Annotated in this window: 16 protein-coding genes; 3 read left to right on the top strand and 13 right to left on the bottom strand. The window is 39.5% G+C overall.

What is annotated here, in order from left to right; translation table 11 throughout:
* Positions 1-3 precede the first annotated feature (3 nt).
* The 10 genes from B4Z90_RS19010 to B4Z90_RS19055 all read right to left on the bottom strand — a co-directional run bounded on the left by B4Z90_RS19010 (position 4) and on the right by B4Z90_RS19055 (position 10,645).
* Entirely contained in the window at positions 4-1,605 is a 1,602-nt protein-coding gene (locus B4Z90_RS19010; RefSeq protein ID WP_070561247.1) for a complex I subunit 4 family protein, read from the bottom strand.
* A gap of 3 nt (positions 1,606-1,608) precedes the next feature.
* Positions 1,609-3,663, bottom strand: a complete 2,055-nt coding sequence (locus B4Z90_RS19015) for an NADH-quinone oxidoreductase subunit L (protein WP_286727820.1) — start codon at positions 3,661-3,663, stop codon at positions 1,609-1,611.
* 3 nt (positions 3,664-3,666) lie between these two features.
* Positions 3,667-3,975, bottom strand: coding sequence for an NADH-quinone oxidoreductase subunit NuoK (gene nuoK / locus B4Z90_RS19020; protein ID WP_046672767.1), 309 nt, complete (start codon positions 3,973-3,975; stop codon positions 3,667-3,669).
* Positions 3,972-4,514, bottom strand: a complete 543-nt coding sequence (locus B4Z90_RS19025) for an NADH-quinone oxidoreductase subunit J (protein ID WP_070561245.1) — start codon at positions 4,512-4,514, stop codon at positions 3,972-3,974. Before B4Z90_RS19025 ends, nuoK begins: the two co-directional genes overlap by 4 nt.
* Positions 4,515-4,517: 3 nt before the next feature.
* Positions 4,518-5,081: a NuoI/complex I 23 kDa subunit family protein gene (locus B4Z90_RS19030; RefSeq protein WP_046672765.1), complete on the bottom strand. Its 564-nt coding sequence runs from the start codon at positions 5,079-5,081 to the stop codon at positions 4,518-4,520.
* Between the two features lie 3 nt (positions 5,082-5,084).
* Complete coding sequence (gene nuoH / locus B4Z90_RS19035) at positions 5,085-6,158, bottom strand: NADH-quinone oxidoreductase subunit NuoH (protein ID WP_046672764.1); 1,074 nt, start codon at positions 6,156-6,158, stop codon at positions 5,085-5,087.
* A 252-nt stretch (positions 6,159-6,410) separates the two neighbouring features.
* Positions 6,411-7,697, bottom strand: coding sequence for a citrate synthase (locus tag B4Z90_RS19040; protein WP_046672763.1), 1,287 nt, complete (start codon positions 7,695-7,697; stop codon positions 6,411-6,413).
* A 189-nt stretch (positions 7,698-7,886) separates the two neighbouring features.
* Positions 7,887-8,135 (bottom strand): hypothetical protein, encoded by a 249-nt coding sequence (locus B4Z90_RS19045; protein WP_286802988.1) that lies wholly within the window; start codon positions 8,133-8,135, stop codon positions 7,887-7,889.
* Between the two features lie 126 nt (positions 8,136-8,261).
* Positions 8,262-9,269, bottom strand: coding sequence for an SPFH domain-containing protein (locus B4Z90_RS19050; RefSeq protein ID WP_070561243.1), 1,008 nt, complete (start codon positions 9,267-9,269; stop codon positions 8,262-8,264).
* Positions 9,270-9,274: 5 nt separating this feature from the next.
* Entirely contained in the window at positions 9,275-10,645 is a 1,371-nt protein-coding gene (locus B4Z90_RS19055; RefSeq protein WP_070561242.1) for a hypothetical protein, read from the bottom strand.
* 335 nt (positions 10,646-10,980) lie between these two features.
* On the opposite strand from B4Z90_RS19055, the gene B4Z90_RS19060 reads away from it, so the two are divergent.
* Positions 10,981-11,343, top strand: coding sequence for a BlaI/MecI/CopY family transcriptional regulator (locus tag B4Z90_RS19060; protein WP_046672759.1), 363 nt, complete (start codon positions 10,981-10,983; stop codon positions 11,341-11,343).
* A 4-nt stretch (positions 11,344-11,347) separates the two neighbouring features.
* Complete coding sequence (locus B4Z90_RS19065) at positions 11,348-13,558, top strand: M56 family metallopeptidase (protein ID WP_286802990.1); 2,211 nt, start codon at positions 11,348-11,350, stop codon at positions 13,556-13,558.
* A 68-nt stretch (positions 13,559-13,626) separates the two neighbouring features.
* Here B4Z90_RS19065 and pth read toward each other — a convergent pair whose 3' ends face one another.
* From pth to B4Z90_RS19080, 3 genes are all read right to left on the bottom strand, one after another.
* Entirely contained in the window at positions 13,627-14,190 is a 564-nt protein-coding gene (pth, locus tag B4Z90_RS19070) for an aminoacyl-tRNA hydrolase (protein WP_070561240.1), read from the bottom strand.
* Between the two features lie 80 nt (positions 14,191-14,270).
* Entirely contained in the window at positions 14,271-14,867 is a 597-nt protein-coding gene (locus B4Z90_RS19075; protein WP_046672756.1) for a 50S ribosomal protein L25/general stress protein Ctc, read from the bottom strand.
* 510 nt (positions 14,868-15,377) lie between these two features.
* Complete coding sequence (locus B4Z90_RS19080; protein ID WP_046672755.1) at positions 15,378-16,334, bottom strand: ribose-phosphate pyrophosphokinase; 957 nt, start codon at positions 16,332-16,334, stop codon at positions 15,378-15,380.
* Positions 16,335-17,144: 810 nt separating this feature from the next.
* On the opposite strand from B4Z90_RS19080, the gene B4Z90_RS19085 reads away from it, so the two are divergent.
* A complete protein-coding gene (locus B4Z90_RS19085; RefSeq protein WP_286769493.1) occupies positions 17,145-20,159 on the top strand; it encodes a DUF2723 domain-containing protein in 3,015 nt (1,004 codons plus the stop codon).
* Positions 20,160-20,210 lie beyond the last annotated feature (51 nt).

Here is a 20,210-nt window from a genome sequence, read left to right on the forward strand (position 1 = left end):
GAATTAGATAAATTGTTGGATAAAACTCACGAGATTCAGAACACTGGCATTTAGGTTGTTAAATACTAATGCCGGCATAATTCCAAGTAATAGCGCAAGCGCTAGGGTAGGAAATAAGATCACTTGTTCCCGTAAATTGACGTCTGTAAGTGCATTACTCCAGGAGTCTCCGCCTTTTAAGCGAATTTGTCCAAAGAACATGCGTTGCAGTGTCCAAAGTAAATAGGCTGCACTTAATAGGATACCTATGGATCCCGCTAGTGCCATCCAGCGCGGTAATCCAGTTCCTATACTCGCGGCATTGAAGGAACCGATAATGACAAAGGCTTCGCCAATAAAAGCTGAAAAGCCGGGTAGGCCTAGGGACGCAAAAAATGCCACAGCGACATAACCTGTGTATTTGGGCATAATTTGAGCTAAGCCACGGAAACTATAGATATTTCTATCATGTACACGGTCATAGACCACACCAACTAGGAAAAAGAGTGCCGCAGATAAGAATCCATGCGAAATCATCTGAAACATGGCGCCAGAAATACCTTCTGCAGTCAGCGATGCAACACCAAGCAGCACAAAGCCCATATGTGAAACCGATGAATAGGCAATCATTCGTTTCAGGTCTTTTTGTGATAAGGCATTCAAAGCCCCATAAATAATGGAAACAACACCGATTAACCCAAGCCACCAATTGGATAAGGCTGCCATATCGGGAAAGATGCTGTAACAGATACGGATGATACCGTAACCACCAATTTTGAGGAGAATACCGGCAAGAATAATAGATACTGGTGTTGGCGCTTCAACGTGCGCATCCGGTAGCCAAGTATGTAGCGGAACAATGGGTACTTTAATGGCAAAGGCAAAGAAGAGCACAATGAAACCGACCAGACGAGCGGAAATGCCCAAAATCTCCTGATAACCTTCCCAGCCGAAAATAGAACCCTCAAGATAATTCTGTGGATTCATCATATAGATCATGTTGAAGGTATGTGCTCCAGTCAAGGGGTTGATTACTGAAAAATACAATCCGACGATAATCAACAACATAAATACAGACCCGAATAGGGTATATAAAAAGAATTTTATAGCTGCATATTCGCGTCTTGCACCACCCCAGATACCGATCAAGAAGTAGAGTGGCAGTAACATGACTTCATAAAACAAATAAAATAGGAAGAAATCCAATGCGCAGAAAATCCCCATAACGGCCATATTAAGTACCATGAGCAAGGCAAAGTATCCCTTAGGACTTTTCTGAATATTCCAGGAGGCACCTATAGCCATCAGCATAACGAATGCACTCAGCAATAACAAGGGCATGGAGATCCCATCAATACCAATAAGATAATCGATCTCTAGTTTTCCTATTGATCCTAAATCTAATCGGATCCAGGAAAGCTGTTCAACAAATTGATAGCCCGCTAGATCTTGGACTCCTGTTTTGCTTGCATCAAATTGTGCATAACATATTCCGGCCAGTACAAATTGTATTGCTGTGAATGCTAAAGCAATATATTTGTAACTCGATTTATAGCGTGTTGGTAAGGCGAGAATGAGCGCCGTAGCCAATAGCGGTAAAAATATCAATAAGGATAGAATAGGCATTTCCTAAAAAAATATAAGATAAATTAAACCAAGTAAAACTAATAAAAAGACGGAATACAATGCTGTCTGTATCTTTCCATTTTGGACCAAGCGAACTTGATTGCCTGTCCAATAGGCTACAGTAGCAACCGTATTAACAAAACCATCTACAATATATTTATCTATCCACACACTTAGCTGTGAGAGGGATAAGACGATAAACTGAATCAAAGAAACGAAAGCGTCAACGATGTGACGATCAAACCAATAACAGAACTGCGCTAATTTTAATATGCCATTCACAAAGACTGCTTGGTAAAATTCGTTGATATAACCCTGGTTGAAAGCGGCTTTTAATGCCTGGCTAGCGGGGTTTAACGGGTATTTATTTTGTACATACCATTTCCAGCCGATGATCCAGCCAATAACCGAACCAAGGAGCAGTATTGCAGGGATAATAAGGTGTGCACTATGGCTTGGTGCAAAAGCATATTCATCCAATAAAAGGCCGTCCATCAACCAGGAATCATGATAAGAAAACGGATTGAATGAGAATACCGGGAATAGACAGAATAGTCCCAAAACAAACATGGGGATCAACATGGTCTTTGGGGCTTCATGTAGTGGATGATCCAGTAGTTTGCCCTGAAGCTGTTTCAACAGTCTGAACTCTCCAAAAAAGGCTTTAAAGAGCAGACGACCGATGTAGAAAGCCGTTAAAATACTTACTAGAATTAAAATCGCGGGTATGATAAGGTATAAGTTACCTTTTGAAAGAGCCCATTCAAAGGAAGAGATGACGATACTGTCTTTGGATAGATAACCTGAAGTCAAAGGGAATCCTGCAAGTGCTAGCGAAGCTATACACATCAGCACGAAGGTTTTTGGCAAATATTGACGTAGCCCGCCCATATTCCGTAAATCCTGCGGATCAAAGTCCAATTGGCTATGTGCTTTGAGATGGGCCATTTCATGAATGACAGCTCCTGCAGAAAGAAACAACAGGCACTTAAAGAAGGCATGCGTAGTCAGATGAAATAAAGCAGCATCCCATGTTCCAATGCCAATGCCAACCATCATAAAACCAAGCTGCGATATGGTCGAAAAAGCAAGAATACGTTTGATGTCGTATTGGCCAAGTGCGAAGTATGCGGCCAAAGCAGCGGTTATTGTACCGATGATGGCAATAAATAATAAGGCAGATTCATTAAATAATGGAAATACAGTAGCCAAAAGGAATACACCTGCAGCAACCATGGTCGCGGCGTGAATCAATGAGGATACGGATGTAGGACCTTCCATGGCGTCAGGAAGCCATACATGTAATGGAAATTGTGCAGATTTAGCCATCGCTGCCAAGAAAAAGGCTAATCCTGCAATGGTAAGCCAAATCTGAGGTAAGCTATTGACTGGAGATATCCATAATCCTTGGGCGATTGTGGATTGATAAATTAAGCCATTGTCTCCAAAGAGATCGATTAAATTGAGGGTTTTGAACTGTGTAAATAGGATCGCAAGCCCAATTAGAAAACCGAGGTCGCCGATGCGATTGACCAAAAATGCTTTTTTATTGGCTTGTACAGCTGTTTCACGTGTGAACCAGAAGCCGATGAGGAGATACGATGCAAAACCGACTAATTCCCAAAAAACATACATCAATAGGAGGCTGTCCATAATAACCAATCCCAACATCGCAAAACAGAATAAGCTGAGATACATCCAATAGCGGTGAATACCTGAATCGCCATGCATATAGGCCCTGGAGTATATATGTACGGGTAGGGCAATGGTCGGTACCAAAAAAAGCATCAACGTGCTCAAATTGTTCAGCAGGATACCAACTTTAAATGCTGTTTCACCAATAGTGAACCAGCTTACTTGCATTGATACTGCCGGATTATTCCATATAGAGAACCAGGTCAATCCACCAGCGATAAAACTGAGGATAATAGCCGTGAGAGAAACTAGGCCCGACTGATCGCGTTTGCCTGCTATTGCTTGATATAGGAATGCCACAAATGGCGCTGCCAAGGTAAACAGTGCGGTCAGAAGGGGCGATATGTGAACAAATTGATCCAATGCTTATTTGTCTTTTAATTGGTTTATCTCATCCGGATTAATGGTTTTGTAATGCCGATAGACATTTAATACAATAGCCAATCCAACAGCGACTGCAGCCGCTGCGAGAACAATGGCAAATAATGCGAAAATTTGCCCACCATAACTGACCTTGTCGTATTTTCCAAAAGCAACAAAGTTCAGGATGGCGGCATTGATCATCAATTCAATACCCACCAGAATCATGATCGCATTTTTCTTGGAAAGTACAGTATAAAGACCAATGCAAAAGATGCAGGCACTGACAACTAAGAAATGCGTCAGCGTAATCATATTGTACGCTCCTTTCTGGATAGATGTGAGGCTCCGATCAAGGCCATCATCAAAAACACGGATATAATTTCAAATGGTAAAACGTAAAAGGTCATAAAACGTAAACCAATCTGATGAATGTTATTATCTGTTGCGACAATCTCGGTGTTATTTTCCCTAGCTTGTAAAATCCACGCAGATGGTGCTTGTTGCCATTCAACAATGCCGTATAGCATAAGCAATAGAAAGCCAAGTACGATGGGAACCGTCTGCCACTTAGGCATGGTTAAGAATGAACCGCTGCTATCCTGAAGGTCTTTCAGGAGTTCTTTGTTGGAGAGCATAAAGGCAAATAACATCAATATGAGCACGCCTCCGACATACACCATAATTTGCGTGATAGCTACAAAATCGGCTAAAGCAAATAAGTAGAGTCCTGCCATAGCAAATAACACAATAAAAAACAGGAACAATGCACGCGCGATATTTTTAAGATTGACCAGTAAAAGTGCTGAACCGATTGCTAGGGTAGCAAAGGCGTAGAATAAAATACTTTCCATCTTTTATTTTTGCTTTGCTGCCTCCTTTTCAGCTTGAAACTTGGTCCACTCTGCTTTGCGCTGTGCGACCTCACTATCGGTCATATCTGAAAAACCATAGATAAGATCGGTCAGTTTTTGAGAACTGCGGTCATATTCATTGGTCATGGTAATACATTCCGTCGGACATACCACAGTACAAAGGCCACAGTACATACATTTGGCCATATCAATATTGAATTTGGCCGGATATAGTCTTTTAACGCTGCCATCGGAAGTTTTTCCAATCGCTTCCGGTGATTTGATGGCTTCGATTTCGATGCAGTCGACAGGACAAGCCTTTGCGCATAGATCACATACAATACAGTCCTCGATATCGACTTGCAATTGATAGCGGGCAACTTCGGGGATTGGCATTTTTTCACGCGGGTATTGTACGGTGACAATACCTTCTTGTTGATCAAAGTAATTGTCTTTTTTGATATTCAATTCTGTTCGCGAACGTCGGGCACCAAACAAGTGCTTAACAGTCAAAGATAAACCCTTGATTGCCGTACGAAATGCATGCGAAGCTGTTTTAAATATCATATCCTATGCTATAACTAAAATTCGCCAAATTGCAGAGATGGCCATACAAAGAAAAGCCAGCGGTGTCAATACTTTCCAACATAAACTCATCAGCTGGTCTGCACGTAACCGTGGTAATGTCCATCGAATCCACATTTGGATACCAACAATAAATAATGATTTGGCTAATGTCCAAAATATTCCCCACACTAAACCTGTGGTCCAATCGGCCAAGCGTATTGCACCTATGTTTGGTAATGGTGTATTCCAAGCGCCTAAGAAGAGAACAACTCCCAACATCGATACCAAAAACATCATGGCATACTCGGCCAAAAAGATAAAGGCAAATTGTATGCCCCCATATTCTGTATGGAAACCACCAACTAATTCAGATTCGGCTTCCGGGATATCAAAGGGTGCACGATTACACTCGGCAAGGGTAGCAATAAAGAATATGATGTAGGTAATAATCAAATGTGGGGCCTGAAAGATGTTCCAGGCGAAAAGGCCTCCGATCTCATTGACTTCCCAAAAACCAAAGAATTTAATGCTTCCATGAGTTAGAATTCCTTGTCCAATAGCAATTTCATTCAAATTTAGGGTCTGGGTTAGCATCACTACAGCAATCAGCGAAAGGCCTACCGGTATTTCATAGGATACCATCTGTGCAATGGCACGCATGGAACCCAATAAAGAATATTTGTTGTTAGATCCCCAACCTGCCATTAAAATGCCCAAAGCATCAATGGAGATGATGGCCATAATAAAGAACAAGCCTGTATGTGTATCCGCTGGGATAAAATCTTTGGCCCAGGGAATAACGGCAAAACCTGTAAATACAGCAACGAAAATAACGATAGGAGCAACTCTAAAGAGTATTTTATCGGCCGATGAGGGGGTAATTAATTCTTTTTGTAATAATTTGAGAATGTCGGCAATCGTTTGGAGACTGCCATACTTTCCTGTTTCCATCGGTCCTAGACGATCTTGTACAAATCCCGCGATCTTACGCTCGGCATATACTGCAAATAAGGTAAAGGCTGCTATAAAAGTGAAAATAGCAATGGGAACCAAGATATGTAGTATTGTTTCTAACAAGTCTTATTTATAATGATTTTTAATAAGAGACCAATGAATACGCAAACTTAACGAAAAACAGGGAATTTAGATAAGGAAAAATTAAAATATACTTAACAAGTAGATTATCGTGACAATAACGTAACGACGGTGCATCCTATAGTGTTCGAGTGGGTGGTTTCGGACAGCTGTAAAGTTCTCCATGTTGGTTGGGGTAGAAATAAAAAAAGCATCCCCGAGGGATGCTTTTTAAGGATATAAATCGAAATCGGATTAGCGATTTGAAAATTCAACGTAGTCGCGTTCTGTGTGGCCAACGTATACTTGTCTAGGACGACCGATAGGCTCTTTGTTTTCACGCATTTCTTTCCATTGTGCAATCCATCCTGGTAGACGGCCTAAAGCAAATAATACGGTAAACATATCTGCTTTGAAACCTAATGCGCGGTAGATGATACCTGAATAGAAGTCAACATTCGGATAAAGTTTTCTGTCGATGAAGTATTGGTCATTCAATGCTGCTTCTTCGAGTCTTTTAGCGATATCCAATACCGGATCTTGAACGCCTAATTTTTCCAAGATGTCATCACATGCTTTTTTGATGATCTTAGCACGAGGGTCGAAGTTTTTGTAAACACGGTGACCGAATCCCATCAGACGGAAAGGGTCGTTTTTGTCTTTTGCTTTAGCAAGATATTTTTCAGCATCACCACCATCATTTTTAATGGCCTCCAACATCTCGATTACAGCTTGGTTTGCACCACCATGTAATGGTCCCCATAATGCATTGATACCCGATGCAACAGATGCATAAAGGTTTGCATTGGATGAACCAACGATGCGAACAGTAGATGTTGAACAGTTTTGCTCATGATCAGCATGTAAAATCAACAATTTGTGCATGGCGTCAATCACCACAGGATCGAATGTTTTTTCATCATTCACTTCTCCAAACAGCATGTTTAGGAAGTTGTCAATGTAACCAAGGTTGTTTTTTGGATAAACGACAGGATGACCCAATGATTTCTTTTGAATCCAGGAAACGATCGTTGGCATTTTTGCCAAAAGATTGATGATCGTTTGATCCTCTTCTTCGTCAGTTAAGTTAGGATTTAAAGATTCTGGGTAAAATGCCGATAATGCGCCTACTAAACACGAAAGTTGGCCCATTGGGTGAGATTTGGATGGGAATCCAGCGAAGAAGTTTTTCATGTCTTCGTGAATCATCATTTGCTTTTTGATGTCAGCTCTGAATTTTTCCAATACCTCTTTTTTGGGAAGTTCTCCATAAATCAACAAATAAGCAACTTCCAAGAAAGTCGATTTCTCTGCCAATTGTTCAATTGGATATCCTCTATATCTCAATATGCCTTTTTCACCGTCAAGGAAAGTAATCGCACTTTTCGTTGCACCTGTATTTTTGTATCCTGGGTCTAACGTAATAAATCCGCTTAGATCTCTTAATTTCGAAATATCAACTGCTTTTTCATTTTCAGTACCGACAATGACCGGAAGGTCATACGAAGTGCCGTCTAAATTTATAGATGCTTTATCTGACATGTTTATATATATCTTATATCTGATTTGTTATGCTAATCTCACAAATTTAACTATTTGATATTTAAAATTGAAAGTTCTTTTGGAATTAAAATGACATGACTGCGTCATTTTGGATAATATTCACGAATTATTTACTTAAATAAGCAAATAATTTATTCAAATTTAACATTATCTTATTCTGCAAAAATATCAATCTATTTTTCGTTGCGCAACCTTTCCTTTGTCTTGGTAGTTGCCGTGTTTGCCCGATCCGAAAAAAAAAGGTAGTATGACAAAACAAACCAGAATAATGGACGTTAGTGTCAAAATTCCTGTAGTCCACAATATTTTGCTGAAGTTTTCCGCCTCCAATAGCTTAATGCCCCAAAGTCCCAAAAGGAAATAGGTGGCAACGAAAAGGATCACCAGTGTGAATAATATGCCGAATATATATTTCATAGCTGAATTAATTTATGGGTTGTGAATGGATTGACCTCAGTATATTGAGCTGAATCGTACCGATTTACATTTTAAAAGGTCTCATGGGATAGCTATCACTTTTAAGGTTGAATCTCCCGTAATACACTAGATTTTATTGAGAATCTGTTTTTTTAATGTGTCGAATTCTTCTTGGGTAATGATATTCTCACGAAGCAGCAGCTGCAGCTTTTGGAGTTTCTCGACAAAGTCACCCTCTTGCTGAATATGATCTTTGATCTCCTCTTTTTGAAGGTCGAATTGCTTTCCGAGTTCCATACCGACTCCCAGTTGTGCACCTACACCTGCAATTCCGCCTTCATTTTTAGCTGCGTCGCGTAGTGCCCGTAATTTTTCTAATTCAACATAGCTCAGACCTGCCTGTAGCGCTGCTTGATTTTGTGTGCTTAAATCGGCGATTTCTCCAATTCTTCGTTGTGTATTGGCATCAAATTGAGTTCCTAGGATTTTGAAATCCGTAATGTCGAGGCCAAGATCATTAAAGTCTTGTGTAACCGCGGTCTTGATGTCGTTGGAAAGTAATCCCAGTTGACTGTCAATCTCATTGTAACCCAGTTTCTTTTGTGCAATCTGCGCAATAATTTGTTGGGGGATCCGATTATTGATGATGTCTTGAATATCAGCTGTGCTAACCGTATTTTGATTCGCCACAATGTTTTTATAGAAATGTACCGGTTCCTTGATGAGGTAAGAGAATGTACCATTCAAGCCAATTTCTATCGGTAAATTGTAATGGGGGTCGATATATTTAATAGGTGTTCCCGTTCCCCAAGATTGATTGACGATAGCGGCTGTACGGAAAAAGTAAATGTAGAGCTTATGTTCTGATTCAAAGTTTTGCCGCAAACGTGCTAAAGTAGTAAAGAATGGATGGTTGTCCGTTTTCAGATTGTATGTGCCTGCCTCGGTCAGCAAGTTTTCACCTTTTCCTTCGTAGACGAGGATGCAGCCCTGCCCTGGAGCAAGGATCAGCTTACTGGAATTTTTGATCTCATTCCTTTCAGATGGAAATTTATACCATAATATTCGGGGATCCTGGTTTTTCCACTCAATGACCTCAGAAAGCTGGTTGTTAAAAAGATTAAATAGTCCCATAGTGTTTAATTTAGTGTGTCGAATTTGGGGTTATACCCTTCAAACTTGTTGATTTGTTTGCCATTATTATCAAAATAATAATAGTTGCTACCGTCTTTTACAATAAAACCATCCTTTAACAGGCATCCATTTCCATAAATGGACTTTAGGTCTGTGCTGATCGTTTTTTGTATGGCCCCCGTTGTTATATCCAGCAACTGGATCTGTAAGGGGTCGTCCTCAGCAGGTGTCGGTTTATACGCAATGAGAAGTATTTTGTCATTTTGAGCAACCACTACGGGCTGGAAGTAAAGTCTGCCCGGTGTAAAGTCTTTGAAACTGATCAGACGGGCTCCTTTAAATTGCCATGGATTTATCAAGACCTTTTTGTATGGATCGCGGTCGGTAAAAATACCTGATCCGCCGTAATCCTTATCCCAGGAAAAGCGTGGGCTATCTTTGGGAAATCCATATTGATATTGGTAGCTGTACTGGATTAACTGAATTTTTTCTTCTGGGTAATAACTTGATTTACTTGAAAAGGTGAATTCCGTTTTTGTTGTTGGGTTGGGCAGCTTTTTCCTTCTTTCATCGTACAGTTGTTTATCGGGAATAGATTTGTTAATTAAGGGGTAATAAGCTAGGTTTTGTCCTTCATTGTTGACAATCTGATAGGCAGAGCCATAGTCTTCGTATTTAAATTCAACTTTAGCGATGCCTGTGCTTAAAGATGGAGCATCTTTTACATAGTTCTCTAGGACACTTTTATAAGTGAGTGTATTTCTGTCCAGCTGATAAATATATTTGGATTTGACGATGATATAAAGATGCTGATCTTCAAATACCTGAAGTTTGACGTCGCTGCTCGACAGTTCGACGGGAGTTTCCATCAAAGTCTTAACCCATTCTTTCTTACCAGTTTTTGGGTCGAAGAGCCCAATATAAACCTTATTGTCCTTGCCTTCGTTCATTCGACCCCTGAAGGTTCCGACATTACCGACGACGACGATATGTGGCGTATTATCTTTATCCAAAAATAGCGTGTTGCTTGCGTAATTCCATTCCAGCGGTTGGGCTTCTTCTTTTTTCTCTGCTGTATTGGAAGTGCTGTAAGTTGAATAATTAGGCGCTGGCTTTTTGGAAAATAGAGCACTTAGGGCTCCAATGACAAACATCAGCGCAATAAAGCCCACAACAGCAAATAATACAATCCGTATGGCTTTATATTGATCTTGGTTGTTGCGTGGGTAGTTATAGTTGTAATTGATATTGATATCATCACTATCCAGAAAAAATTCAGTTCCACAGCTGTCGCATTTGTAATAATCGGGGCGTAATGTGGTAATTTTTATACTGCCACAATGCGGACATTTGATCGCTTTGATATTTTTAGCCATTTATCTTTCTTGTATTTGTGTTAAACCATCTCCTTTTGGAGTGAACGGTGCGACTGATTGCTATCAATTTTACACAGTGAATATCCTGTTCTTTCCATTGATGAAGCGACTTATGAATGAATTTAGAATTAAAATAAACGTATAACAAATTTTTTGCCAGCTAACTTATATTCGTCGGATTTGAGTTTAAATGCGCAGGAAATGAGCTATTTCTTTTTTTTAAGGGGTTACAAAGTCCCTATTTGCGTGAAGATCACAAAGGCAATAAAAAATATTTTTTGTATTTACGAATTATTCGTAGATTAGTAGTAGATTAGAAAAAGGAAGATAAAGATATGGAAAAATTAACAGCACAGGAAGAGCAGGCAATGCAATCGATTTGGAGCCTCAATGGAGGTTTTATAAAAGAGATCTTGGATAATGTAAAAGGTGAGAAGATGCCTTATACGACTTTGGCTTCGACAGTAAAGAATCTGGAGCGCAAGGCTTTTGTGAAGGCAGTACGCTACGCCAATGCCAAACGCTATGAGCCGATGGTGAGTGAGGAAGATTATAAGGCTAAGTTTATGAATTCCTTTGTGGGCGATTATTTCAAAAATTCCTATAAGGAAATGGTTTCCTTTTTTGTACAGGAAGAAAAACTGACCGCCGATGAGTTAAAGGAGATTATGGACATGATTAAGCATAATAAATCTTAATCGCATGGAAAGTCTACTAACCTATATTATACAACTCAATCTGTTGTTGGGTATTATCTATCTGGGATATATTGGACTGTTGAAAGGCTTGACGTTCTATTTTTTAAATAGAGCCTACTTCTTAGTAGGGGGGCTATTTGCTTTCCTGTATCCATTTTTGGATTTAAAGTCTTTGTTTGTACAGCGCGGATTGAATATGGGGGTCGTAGGCGAGCAAATTTCGCTTTATATGATGGAACCGGAGGTTCAACAGCAGCTGACATTAGGGAGGTTGGTGGAAATCGTATTTATGGCCGGTGCTGTTTTATTGTTATTAAAATTTGTATTTCAATTATTGAGTTTATTGCGAATTCATCTGAATTCGAGGTCCGATCAATGGCGGACGTATCTATTTCGGAATGTACTGATTCCTATTGTTCCGTTTTCGTTTTTGAATAAAATCTATGTCAACAAAGACCAGCATCTGGATGCTGAGCTAAAAGATATTTTTAAGCATGAGGATATTCATGTGAAAGGCCTTCACAGTTTGGATATTTTATTGTTTGAAATGATATTGGTGTGTTGTTGGTACAATCCTTTCGTCTGGCTCATGCGCAGGGCCATTCGCCAAAATTTGGAGTTCTTGACTGATCAACAGGTTCTCGATAAAGGAATTGACAAGCAGACGTACCAATACAGCCTATTGAATGTGTCCAAAAAGGGCACTTCAGTAGGATTGAGCAATCAATTTAATTTTAAACTTTTAAAACGTCGTATTATGATGATGAACAAGAAGCGATCATCGAAAATAGAGCTTAGTAAATACGCCTTTCTTTTACCCATATTTTTGTTGACGGGAGCAGCATTTACAGTAAGTAAAGCGGAGGGTAGTATTGAGGGGGTCGTTGAGAAGGCAAATGAAACTGTATTACCTATTCCGTTGCCAACAGTTGATTTAAGATCTCAGACAGATCAATCAAATATGAAGGCTACTTCGTTAACGGATACTTTGGCTAAATCACATCAAGTGGAGACAAAAGATTTTACGGAAATCAAGAGATCCGCTATTGATTTCTCTAAAGATCAAAAGTATTTTGTGGATAATAAATTGGTCTCTAAAGCAGAGTTTTTGGCTATTCCTGAAGGAAAACTGGCAAAGTACTGGTTTTCGAATGATAGTGATCTGATCAAGTATCGGACGAAGTCTTCAATTGATATTGCTGGCGGAGCAGTTTTGGCCAATACTGTCGAGATGCAACAACATTCGGATATAGCGCAAAAGAAATTGCGCTGTGTTATGAATGGTATTGTGCAGGAAAAAACGTTTACTGTAGATGATATCGATCCAAATGCTATAGCGTCAGTCTCGGTATTACAGGGTAAGGCTGCTATTGATAAGTATGGTGAAGATGTTGGGAAAGATGGCATCCTTGAAGTGGAATTGAAAGAAGGAGCTCATATTGGTAAAGACGCGACTAGATTGAAAGGAAATACTATTGGGATAGAGGTTCGTGCCAATGCAGACCCTAGAAGTGAACCGCTTTATATTGTGGAAGGAAAGGAAGTTAATTCAACCATTATGTCTGCCATTCCGGGGACGGAAATCCAATCGATTGATGTGATTAAAAATAATGCTGCATCAATATATGGTGAAAAAGGGAAGAACGGAGTTATTCTTGTTAAGTTGAAGAAAAATGGTTCACCAAAGATCACAAATCAGACCCTTACTTTTACTTATGATAAAAAAGAAGATGCAGGTAACGTTGACAAGATGAAGGTGAATGGAAACCTCTCGGAAGTTGTTGTAATGGGTTATAAAAAAGAAGATGCGAACGAACCCGAGCTCAAGGGCCGAGCGCAGGGAATCCCTGGAAATATCATCCGATTGACAGATGATGGATCTGGAAAAGTCGCTGCCCGTAATATTAAATTTCGCAGAGTTCATGGAGCTAAGGGCAATCCACTATTTGTTGTCGACGGAGAAATTGCCGCAGACAAAAAAATCAAAGATTTGGATCCGAATACAATTGATAACATTACGATCTTAAAAGATCAAAATGCTACTGCACTATATGGTGATCAGGCGGATAATGGCGTCATCATTGTGAACACCAAGTCTTATGTAAAGGAACACCCTGAAATATCTTCTGATGTAAAGGACCGTCTATCGGGAAAAGTGAGAAAAGTAATTAAGACTGAGTTGGGGAAGGAACAAGGTGAAGCGATTAAGAAATAGACAAGGTCGATACAATAAAAGCACAAGAGTTACACAGGAAAAAGCCGATATATTCGGCTTTTTCTGACTTATTTTGTATTCAGATTTGTCATCGTCAGCTCGATGCCGATATTGATAAAACTCTGGATCATTTTAACAGAATGGTCAATTAAAGCCGGTAGTTCAGCTTGTTCCTCTTTGTCAAAAGGACCTAGTACATAATCGACTTGTCTACCTTTTGGGTAATTATCGCCAATACCGAAACGTAAGCGCGGATAAACCTGTCCGCCACAAAGCTGTTCTATGGATTTAAGTCCGTTATGACCGGCGCTGCTTCCTTTGGGTTTCATGCGTAGCGAGCCAAATGGAATGGCCAGATCATCTACAATCACCAATACATTCTGAATTGGAACTTTGCATTGTTGCATGTAGTAGTTGACGGCCTTGCCACTTAAGTTCATGTAAGTTGTAGGTTTAATCACAGTAACATTGTGCCCCCGTTGCTTAAATTCGCTATAGTAGGCCAACTTGAGCAAGGAGAAACTGGCGCCAGCCTGTTTAACCAGCTCGTCGGCAACCATAAAACCAATATTATGTCGTGTATCGGCATATTCACTGCCAATGTTGCCTAATCCAACGATAAGATAATTCATGCTGCAAAAATAGAAATTTAATAAACAAAAAAAGCACCGAATTTCGGTGCTTTCTGTAGTATTTTAAAATCTTGCTCAGATTATTTTTTACCACCTTTAGATGCTTTAGCAGCTTCTTGTTCAGCTTGACGCAATGCACGAGACATGATTACTGATACGATTGTATCATCAGCATTGTTCAATACTTTTGCGTTTTCCAATTGAATTTGACCTACACGAACTGATTTACCAACTTCTAAAGATTCCATTGGTACGGCAATTTCTTGTGGCAAGTTTGCTGGTAATGCTTTTACGCGTAAATTACGTAATTTTTGAACTAATTTACCCCCCATTTTAACACCTGGAGAAGTTCCTGTTAATTTGATAGGGATATTCAATGATACTTCTTTATCATCAAATAATTCTAAAAAGTCAACGTGTGTAACTAAATCAGTTAATGGGTGGAATTGTGCGTCTTGAACGATAGCTCTTTTAGTTTGACCGTCAATGTTTAATTCAACAATGATTACGTCTGCAGTGTAAAGAACTGGTTTCAAATCAGCTGCGGATACAGAAAGAGCTGTTTGCTCTGTACCACCGTAAAGTACTGCTGGTACTAAACCTTGGTAACGCAATTCTTTTGCATCTCTTTTCCCTACGTTCTGTCTTACAGAACCGCTAATAGCAATTGATTTCATCTTTTAATTTTTTATAAATTTGAGGTGCAAAGATAATCTAATTTCTGATATTATCAAAAAAATACGATTGTTATTGGTTCGAGAACAGGCACTTATTCCATGTTTTCGATTTTCCATGTTCATGACTAAGCCTGTTCATGGCTACTTGTTTACCCTAATGTATGACCAAATTGATACCACTTCCTATATTAAAACTGAAATAAGACTCATTTAACAGGGGGTTAGCAGGGGTATAACAGGGATTTACCCCCTGCTAAGCCCCTGTTATATCCCTGTAAATCTCCTATCGTTATAGCAGTTGATGGCAACCACTCGCTAACTTACTATATTGGATAAAAATGGACTTTTCGACTGTGATTAAAAGATAAGTGCCACGCGAAGAGTGTTTTTAAATCTTTGTTGTTTTTTTGAAAGGGCGGAGGTTGGTTGTGCAATATAAAAAAGACCTTGGCCGTTGAGCTGAATGCTTTCTGTACCAAGGTCCAATATCTAGAATCTAAAACGCAAAGATTATTCTACTTCAAATAAATCAGAGATTGAAGAGTGTTGATTTACACTGGTGATTGCTTTTGCAAATAAATCAGCCGTTGATAATACTTTAATTTTAGTCGATTGTTTTGCTTTTTCTGGATCCAATTGAATGGTATCTGTTACGATCATTTCTGACAATACCGAGTTTTCAATTGTTTCATATGCCTTTCCGGATAACACTGCATGTGTACAAACGGCTCTTACGGATTTTGCACCATTTTCCATGATAAGTGCTGCTGCTTTTGAAAGTGTACCAGCAGTATCACAGATGTCATCGATCAAAACAACGTCCTGACCTGTTACGTCACCGATGATAGACATCGATTCGATTTCGTTTGCACGTTTACGACGTTTGTCACAGATAATAACTTCTGCATTGAAAAATTTAGCAAAGGTACGCGCTCTGTATGAGCCACCCATATCTGGGGAAGCAATCGTTAGGTTCGGAAGTTTTAACGATTTGATGTAAGGGACAAAAATGATAGAACCATCCAAATGGTCAACAGGGATATCGAAAAAACCTTGGATTTGTGCTGCGTGTAGGTCCATTGTCATGATACGGTGGATACCAGCTGCAGTCAACAGATTGGCGATCATTTTTGCGCCAATAGCAACTCTTGGTTTGTCTTTTCGATCTTGTCTTGCGAAACCAAAGTAAGGGACTACCGCTGTGATATAATGCGCTGAAGCTCTCTTCGCTGCATCTGTCATCAATAATAATTCAAAAAGATTGTCGGTAGGTTGGTTGGTAGATTGGATGATGAATACATCACTTCCGCGAACTGATTCATTGTAGAATGGTTGAATCTCACCGTCGCTAAAACGCGATAATGTTTTGTCTCCTAGTGGTTTCCCGTAAGATTGTGCGATTTTTTCGGCTAGTTCTGTAGTGCCAGAACCTGCAAATAGTTTAACCGTGTTGAATTGCAAAGGCATGGTTTTGTATATTTATGTTGGGTTATTGTATTGTCGTTTATTCAATATTTTTATTCCCTTACTGTTTTTTAAAGTTAAACATTAAAAAAAATGGATTGTTTTCACAATCCATATACCTTAACTTTAAAAGTTGTCCGACCTGGATTCGAACCAAGACAAACAGAACCAAAAACTGTCGTACTACCCTTATACTATCGGACAATGTCTCTAAAAAGTCAACGTTTCCGCTTTTCTCTTTTTGACGACGCAAAGATAGAGATTTGTTTTAAAAATCAAAATGTAAATTTAAAAAAATCTAAACCCTTTTATAAATAATAAGCCTTGCATATAACGCAGAAAAGGCTTGCATTTGCAAGCCTTTTCTATTGTTTGTTGTCCGACCTGGATTCGAACCAAGACAAACAGAACCAAAAACTGTTGTACTACCCTTATACTATCGGACAAACAATTCAAAAGTGATTGCTATCGTGATGATGTCGTTCACATTTGATGATGCAAATATACGGACTATTCTTATTTCTGCAAATAAAAATGAACTCAAAAGTGTATTAGGGCTGATTTTCAAAGAAATAATTTTTGTTTGCTCCTGAAAATTCAGTGTGCTAACCTTTTTTTTCGGTAAGGAGATCCCATCAACACGTTGTAAAGTGTACAAGTATACTTGGACGTGCTTTCTTTGTCGCCAATATTAGATCGCGTAATGAAATTTTTTCAATTAATATGTGTTAAAAAATCAGAATAAAGTTCATTTCTTATTAACTTATCCTTATTTTCGAGCCGTATTATAATACTTTTTACAGTTATCATTTTATGAACTATACTAAAATCAACAATCTTTTAGGATGGATATGTGCGCTAATAGCAACATTAGCGTATGTCATGACTGCCGAACGATCGACGAGCTGGTGGGACTGTGGCGAGTTTATCGCTTCAGCCTTTAAACTTCAAATTGTGCACCAGCCAGGAGCACCTTTATTCTTAATGATTCAAAATATATTCTCAAACCTTGCCGGTGGAGATGTTACACGAATTGCGTTCTGGATGAATGTAGGATCGGCGGTATGTAGTGGTCTGACCATTTTGTTTTTATTTTGGACAATTACAGCTTTAGCAAAGAAAATCGTTGTAAAGGGTGTTGATGGATCATATACATCAACCGATTTAATCAAAATATTCGGCTCGGGCGCTGTTGGTGCATTGGCTTATGCATTTACGGATACCTTTTGGTTCTCAGCGGTAGAGTCCGAAGTATATGCCATGTCTTCTTTATGTACGGCGGTTGTATTTTGGGGAATTCTAAAATGGGAAAACCACGCCGATGAAGCTGGTTCAGATCGTTGGTTGATCTTTATCGCTTACGTGATGGGGCTTTCTATAGGTGTTCACTTATTGAACCTTTTGGTGATCCCGGCAATAGCTTTGGTGATCTATTTTAAACGTTCGAAAACAGTCACGTCATCAGGAGCCATCAAAGCTTTCTTGATCGGTGTCGTTGTTTTGGCGCTCATTTTATGGGGTATCATTCAATACACCGTTAAAGCGGCAGCCTATTTTGACCTGTTCTTTGTGAATAGTCTGGGAATGGGCTTCGGTACTGGATTTAACTTATTCATGATTTTAGCGGTGGCTCTTTTCGTATATGGTATCTGGTATTCAATCAAAAAGGTCAAACCGATGCTAAATCTGATCTTGATCAGTGCAGCATTTATCATTTTTGGTTATAGCTCTTTTGCCATGATTATGGTACGTGCAAAAGCAAATCCGACGTTAAATAACAGTGATCCAGATAATGCATTTTCTTTTGTAAGCTATCTTGGTCGTGAGCAATATGCAAGTGAGCCTCTTTTAAACGGACCTACATTTGATGCGCAGGTAGTTGATGCCGAGCCGACGTATACGTACAGAAAAGACAAGGACAAGTATACAAAAGTGGAGAACGGCATGGATTATAAATACGATAAAACCATGTTTTTTCCGCGTGTCTACAGTTCACGAGATCAGGGACATATTGAATATTATCGTGATTACTTAAAAATCCCGGAAGGACAGTCGCCGACTTTTGGCGATAACCTGAAATTCTTTTTCAGTTATCAGATCGGACATATGTACGGCCGTTATTTCTTATGGAATTTTGCCGGTCGTCAAAATGACCAACAAGGTCAGGGTTCGTTTACGGAGGGTAATTGGATTTCAGGTGCTAAACCTGTAGACCAAATGCATGTCGGTGGACAAAATGCCATTCCAGATTCATTGAAGACTGATCCTTCGAATAACAAATATTATTTCTTGCCTTTGATCATCGGTCTAATCGGTGCCTTTTGGCATTTTGGAAAGAGACAACGTGATGCGGGAATTGTGGGGCTGTTGTTTTTCTTTACAGGATTAGCAATTGTTTTATATTTAAATCAAAGTCCGCTTCAACCGCGGGAACGTGACTATGCGTATGCAGGTTCTTTTTATGCCTTTGCCATCTGGATCGGGCTTGGGGTTTTCGCTATCGCGGATTATTTAAGCAAAAAAGTGGATGGTAAAGTAGCGGCCGGTGCTGCTACAGTTGCTTGTTTATTGGGTGCTCCGGTATTGCTGGGCTTCCAAAACTGGGATGATCACGATCGTTCGGAGAAAACAACTGCACGTGATTTAGCGAAAAACTATTTAGCATCTTGTGCACCGAATGCGATTTTATTTACTTACGGCGATAATGATACCTATCCTTTGTGGTATGTACAGGAAGTTGAAAATTATCGTCCAGATGTACGCGTGGTGAACTTAAGTTTATTGAGTTCGGACTGGTATATGCGCCAGATGAAGCAAAAAGTGAATCAGGCCGAAGGTTTACCGATCAATATCGATGACGAAAAATTCAAAAAAGGCGTTCGCGAAGTGCTTTATTATCAGGATATGAAGGTTCCCGGACATGTGGATCTGGATTTGATCATGCAGATTTTATTGTCTGACGACCAGAAGAACAAATTGGAATTGAGAGGTGGTAAGTTTGAAAACTTCTTGCCAACCAAAAACTTTAGCCTTCCGGTGAATAAAGAATCTGTTCTGAAAAATAATGTCGTTCCTAAAGCTTGGCAAGAATCTATTGTCGATACCATGAGCTGGACCTACAATAGAAATTATATCTCTAGGGCAGAATTATCAATCTTAAACGTATTGTTGAATAACGATTGGAAACGTCCAATTTATTTTGCGGCAACAGTTCCAAATGATAACTACCTTGGTTTAGATAAATATCTGGTCCAAGAGGGCTTTGCACTGCGTTTAATGCCGATTGCAACTCCTGCCGGGGCGGAAGGTACATTGGTTGATACACAGTCTGCTTATAAAGACATTACAACGAAATACCAATGGGGTAATATGGCACATGCTTCGTACCTGGATCCTGAATCTTACCGCATGATTACCATGATTACAAATACCGTAATGGGTGGTACAGCGACACAGTTGATGATGGAAGGTCATAAGGATGAGGCGCGCAAAGTCGCTGTTGAAACGTACGAGAAAATGCCAAAACGTGTTTATTTAATGCGCGATATTTTAGGCTATATTCCAATTGTCAATGTGCTGTATGAAACTGGTGAAACGAAGCGTGCGAATGAGATCGTAAACCGCAATTTGAAGTTTATGACCCAAAATATGCGTTGGTACCAAGATATTGCTCAAACGAAACCTGAGCTTGAATATTCCAATATTGGAACGGCTTTACGTGCTTTGGGAGCCTATAAGAGTATTTTAGCCTCTACTTCGGAAAAACAATTGCTACAGCAAGTGACCGATTTAGAAAAATCGTATAAACAACAGTATGGTGTTGAGTAACAATTAGAGACATCATCTTATCCAAAGGAGCTGCCCTTTACTGCAGGCATT

The sequence above is a fragment of the Sphingobacterium sp. UBA5639 genome, assembly GCF_002421245.1.
GTDB classification, from domain to species: domain Bacteria; phylum Bacteroidota; class Bacteroidia; order Sphingobacteriales; family Sphingobacteriaceae; genus Sphingobacterium; species Sphingobacterium multivorum.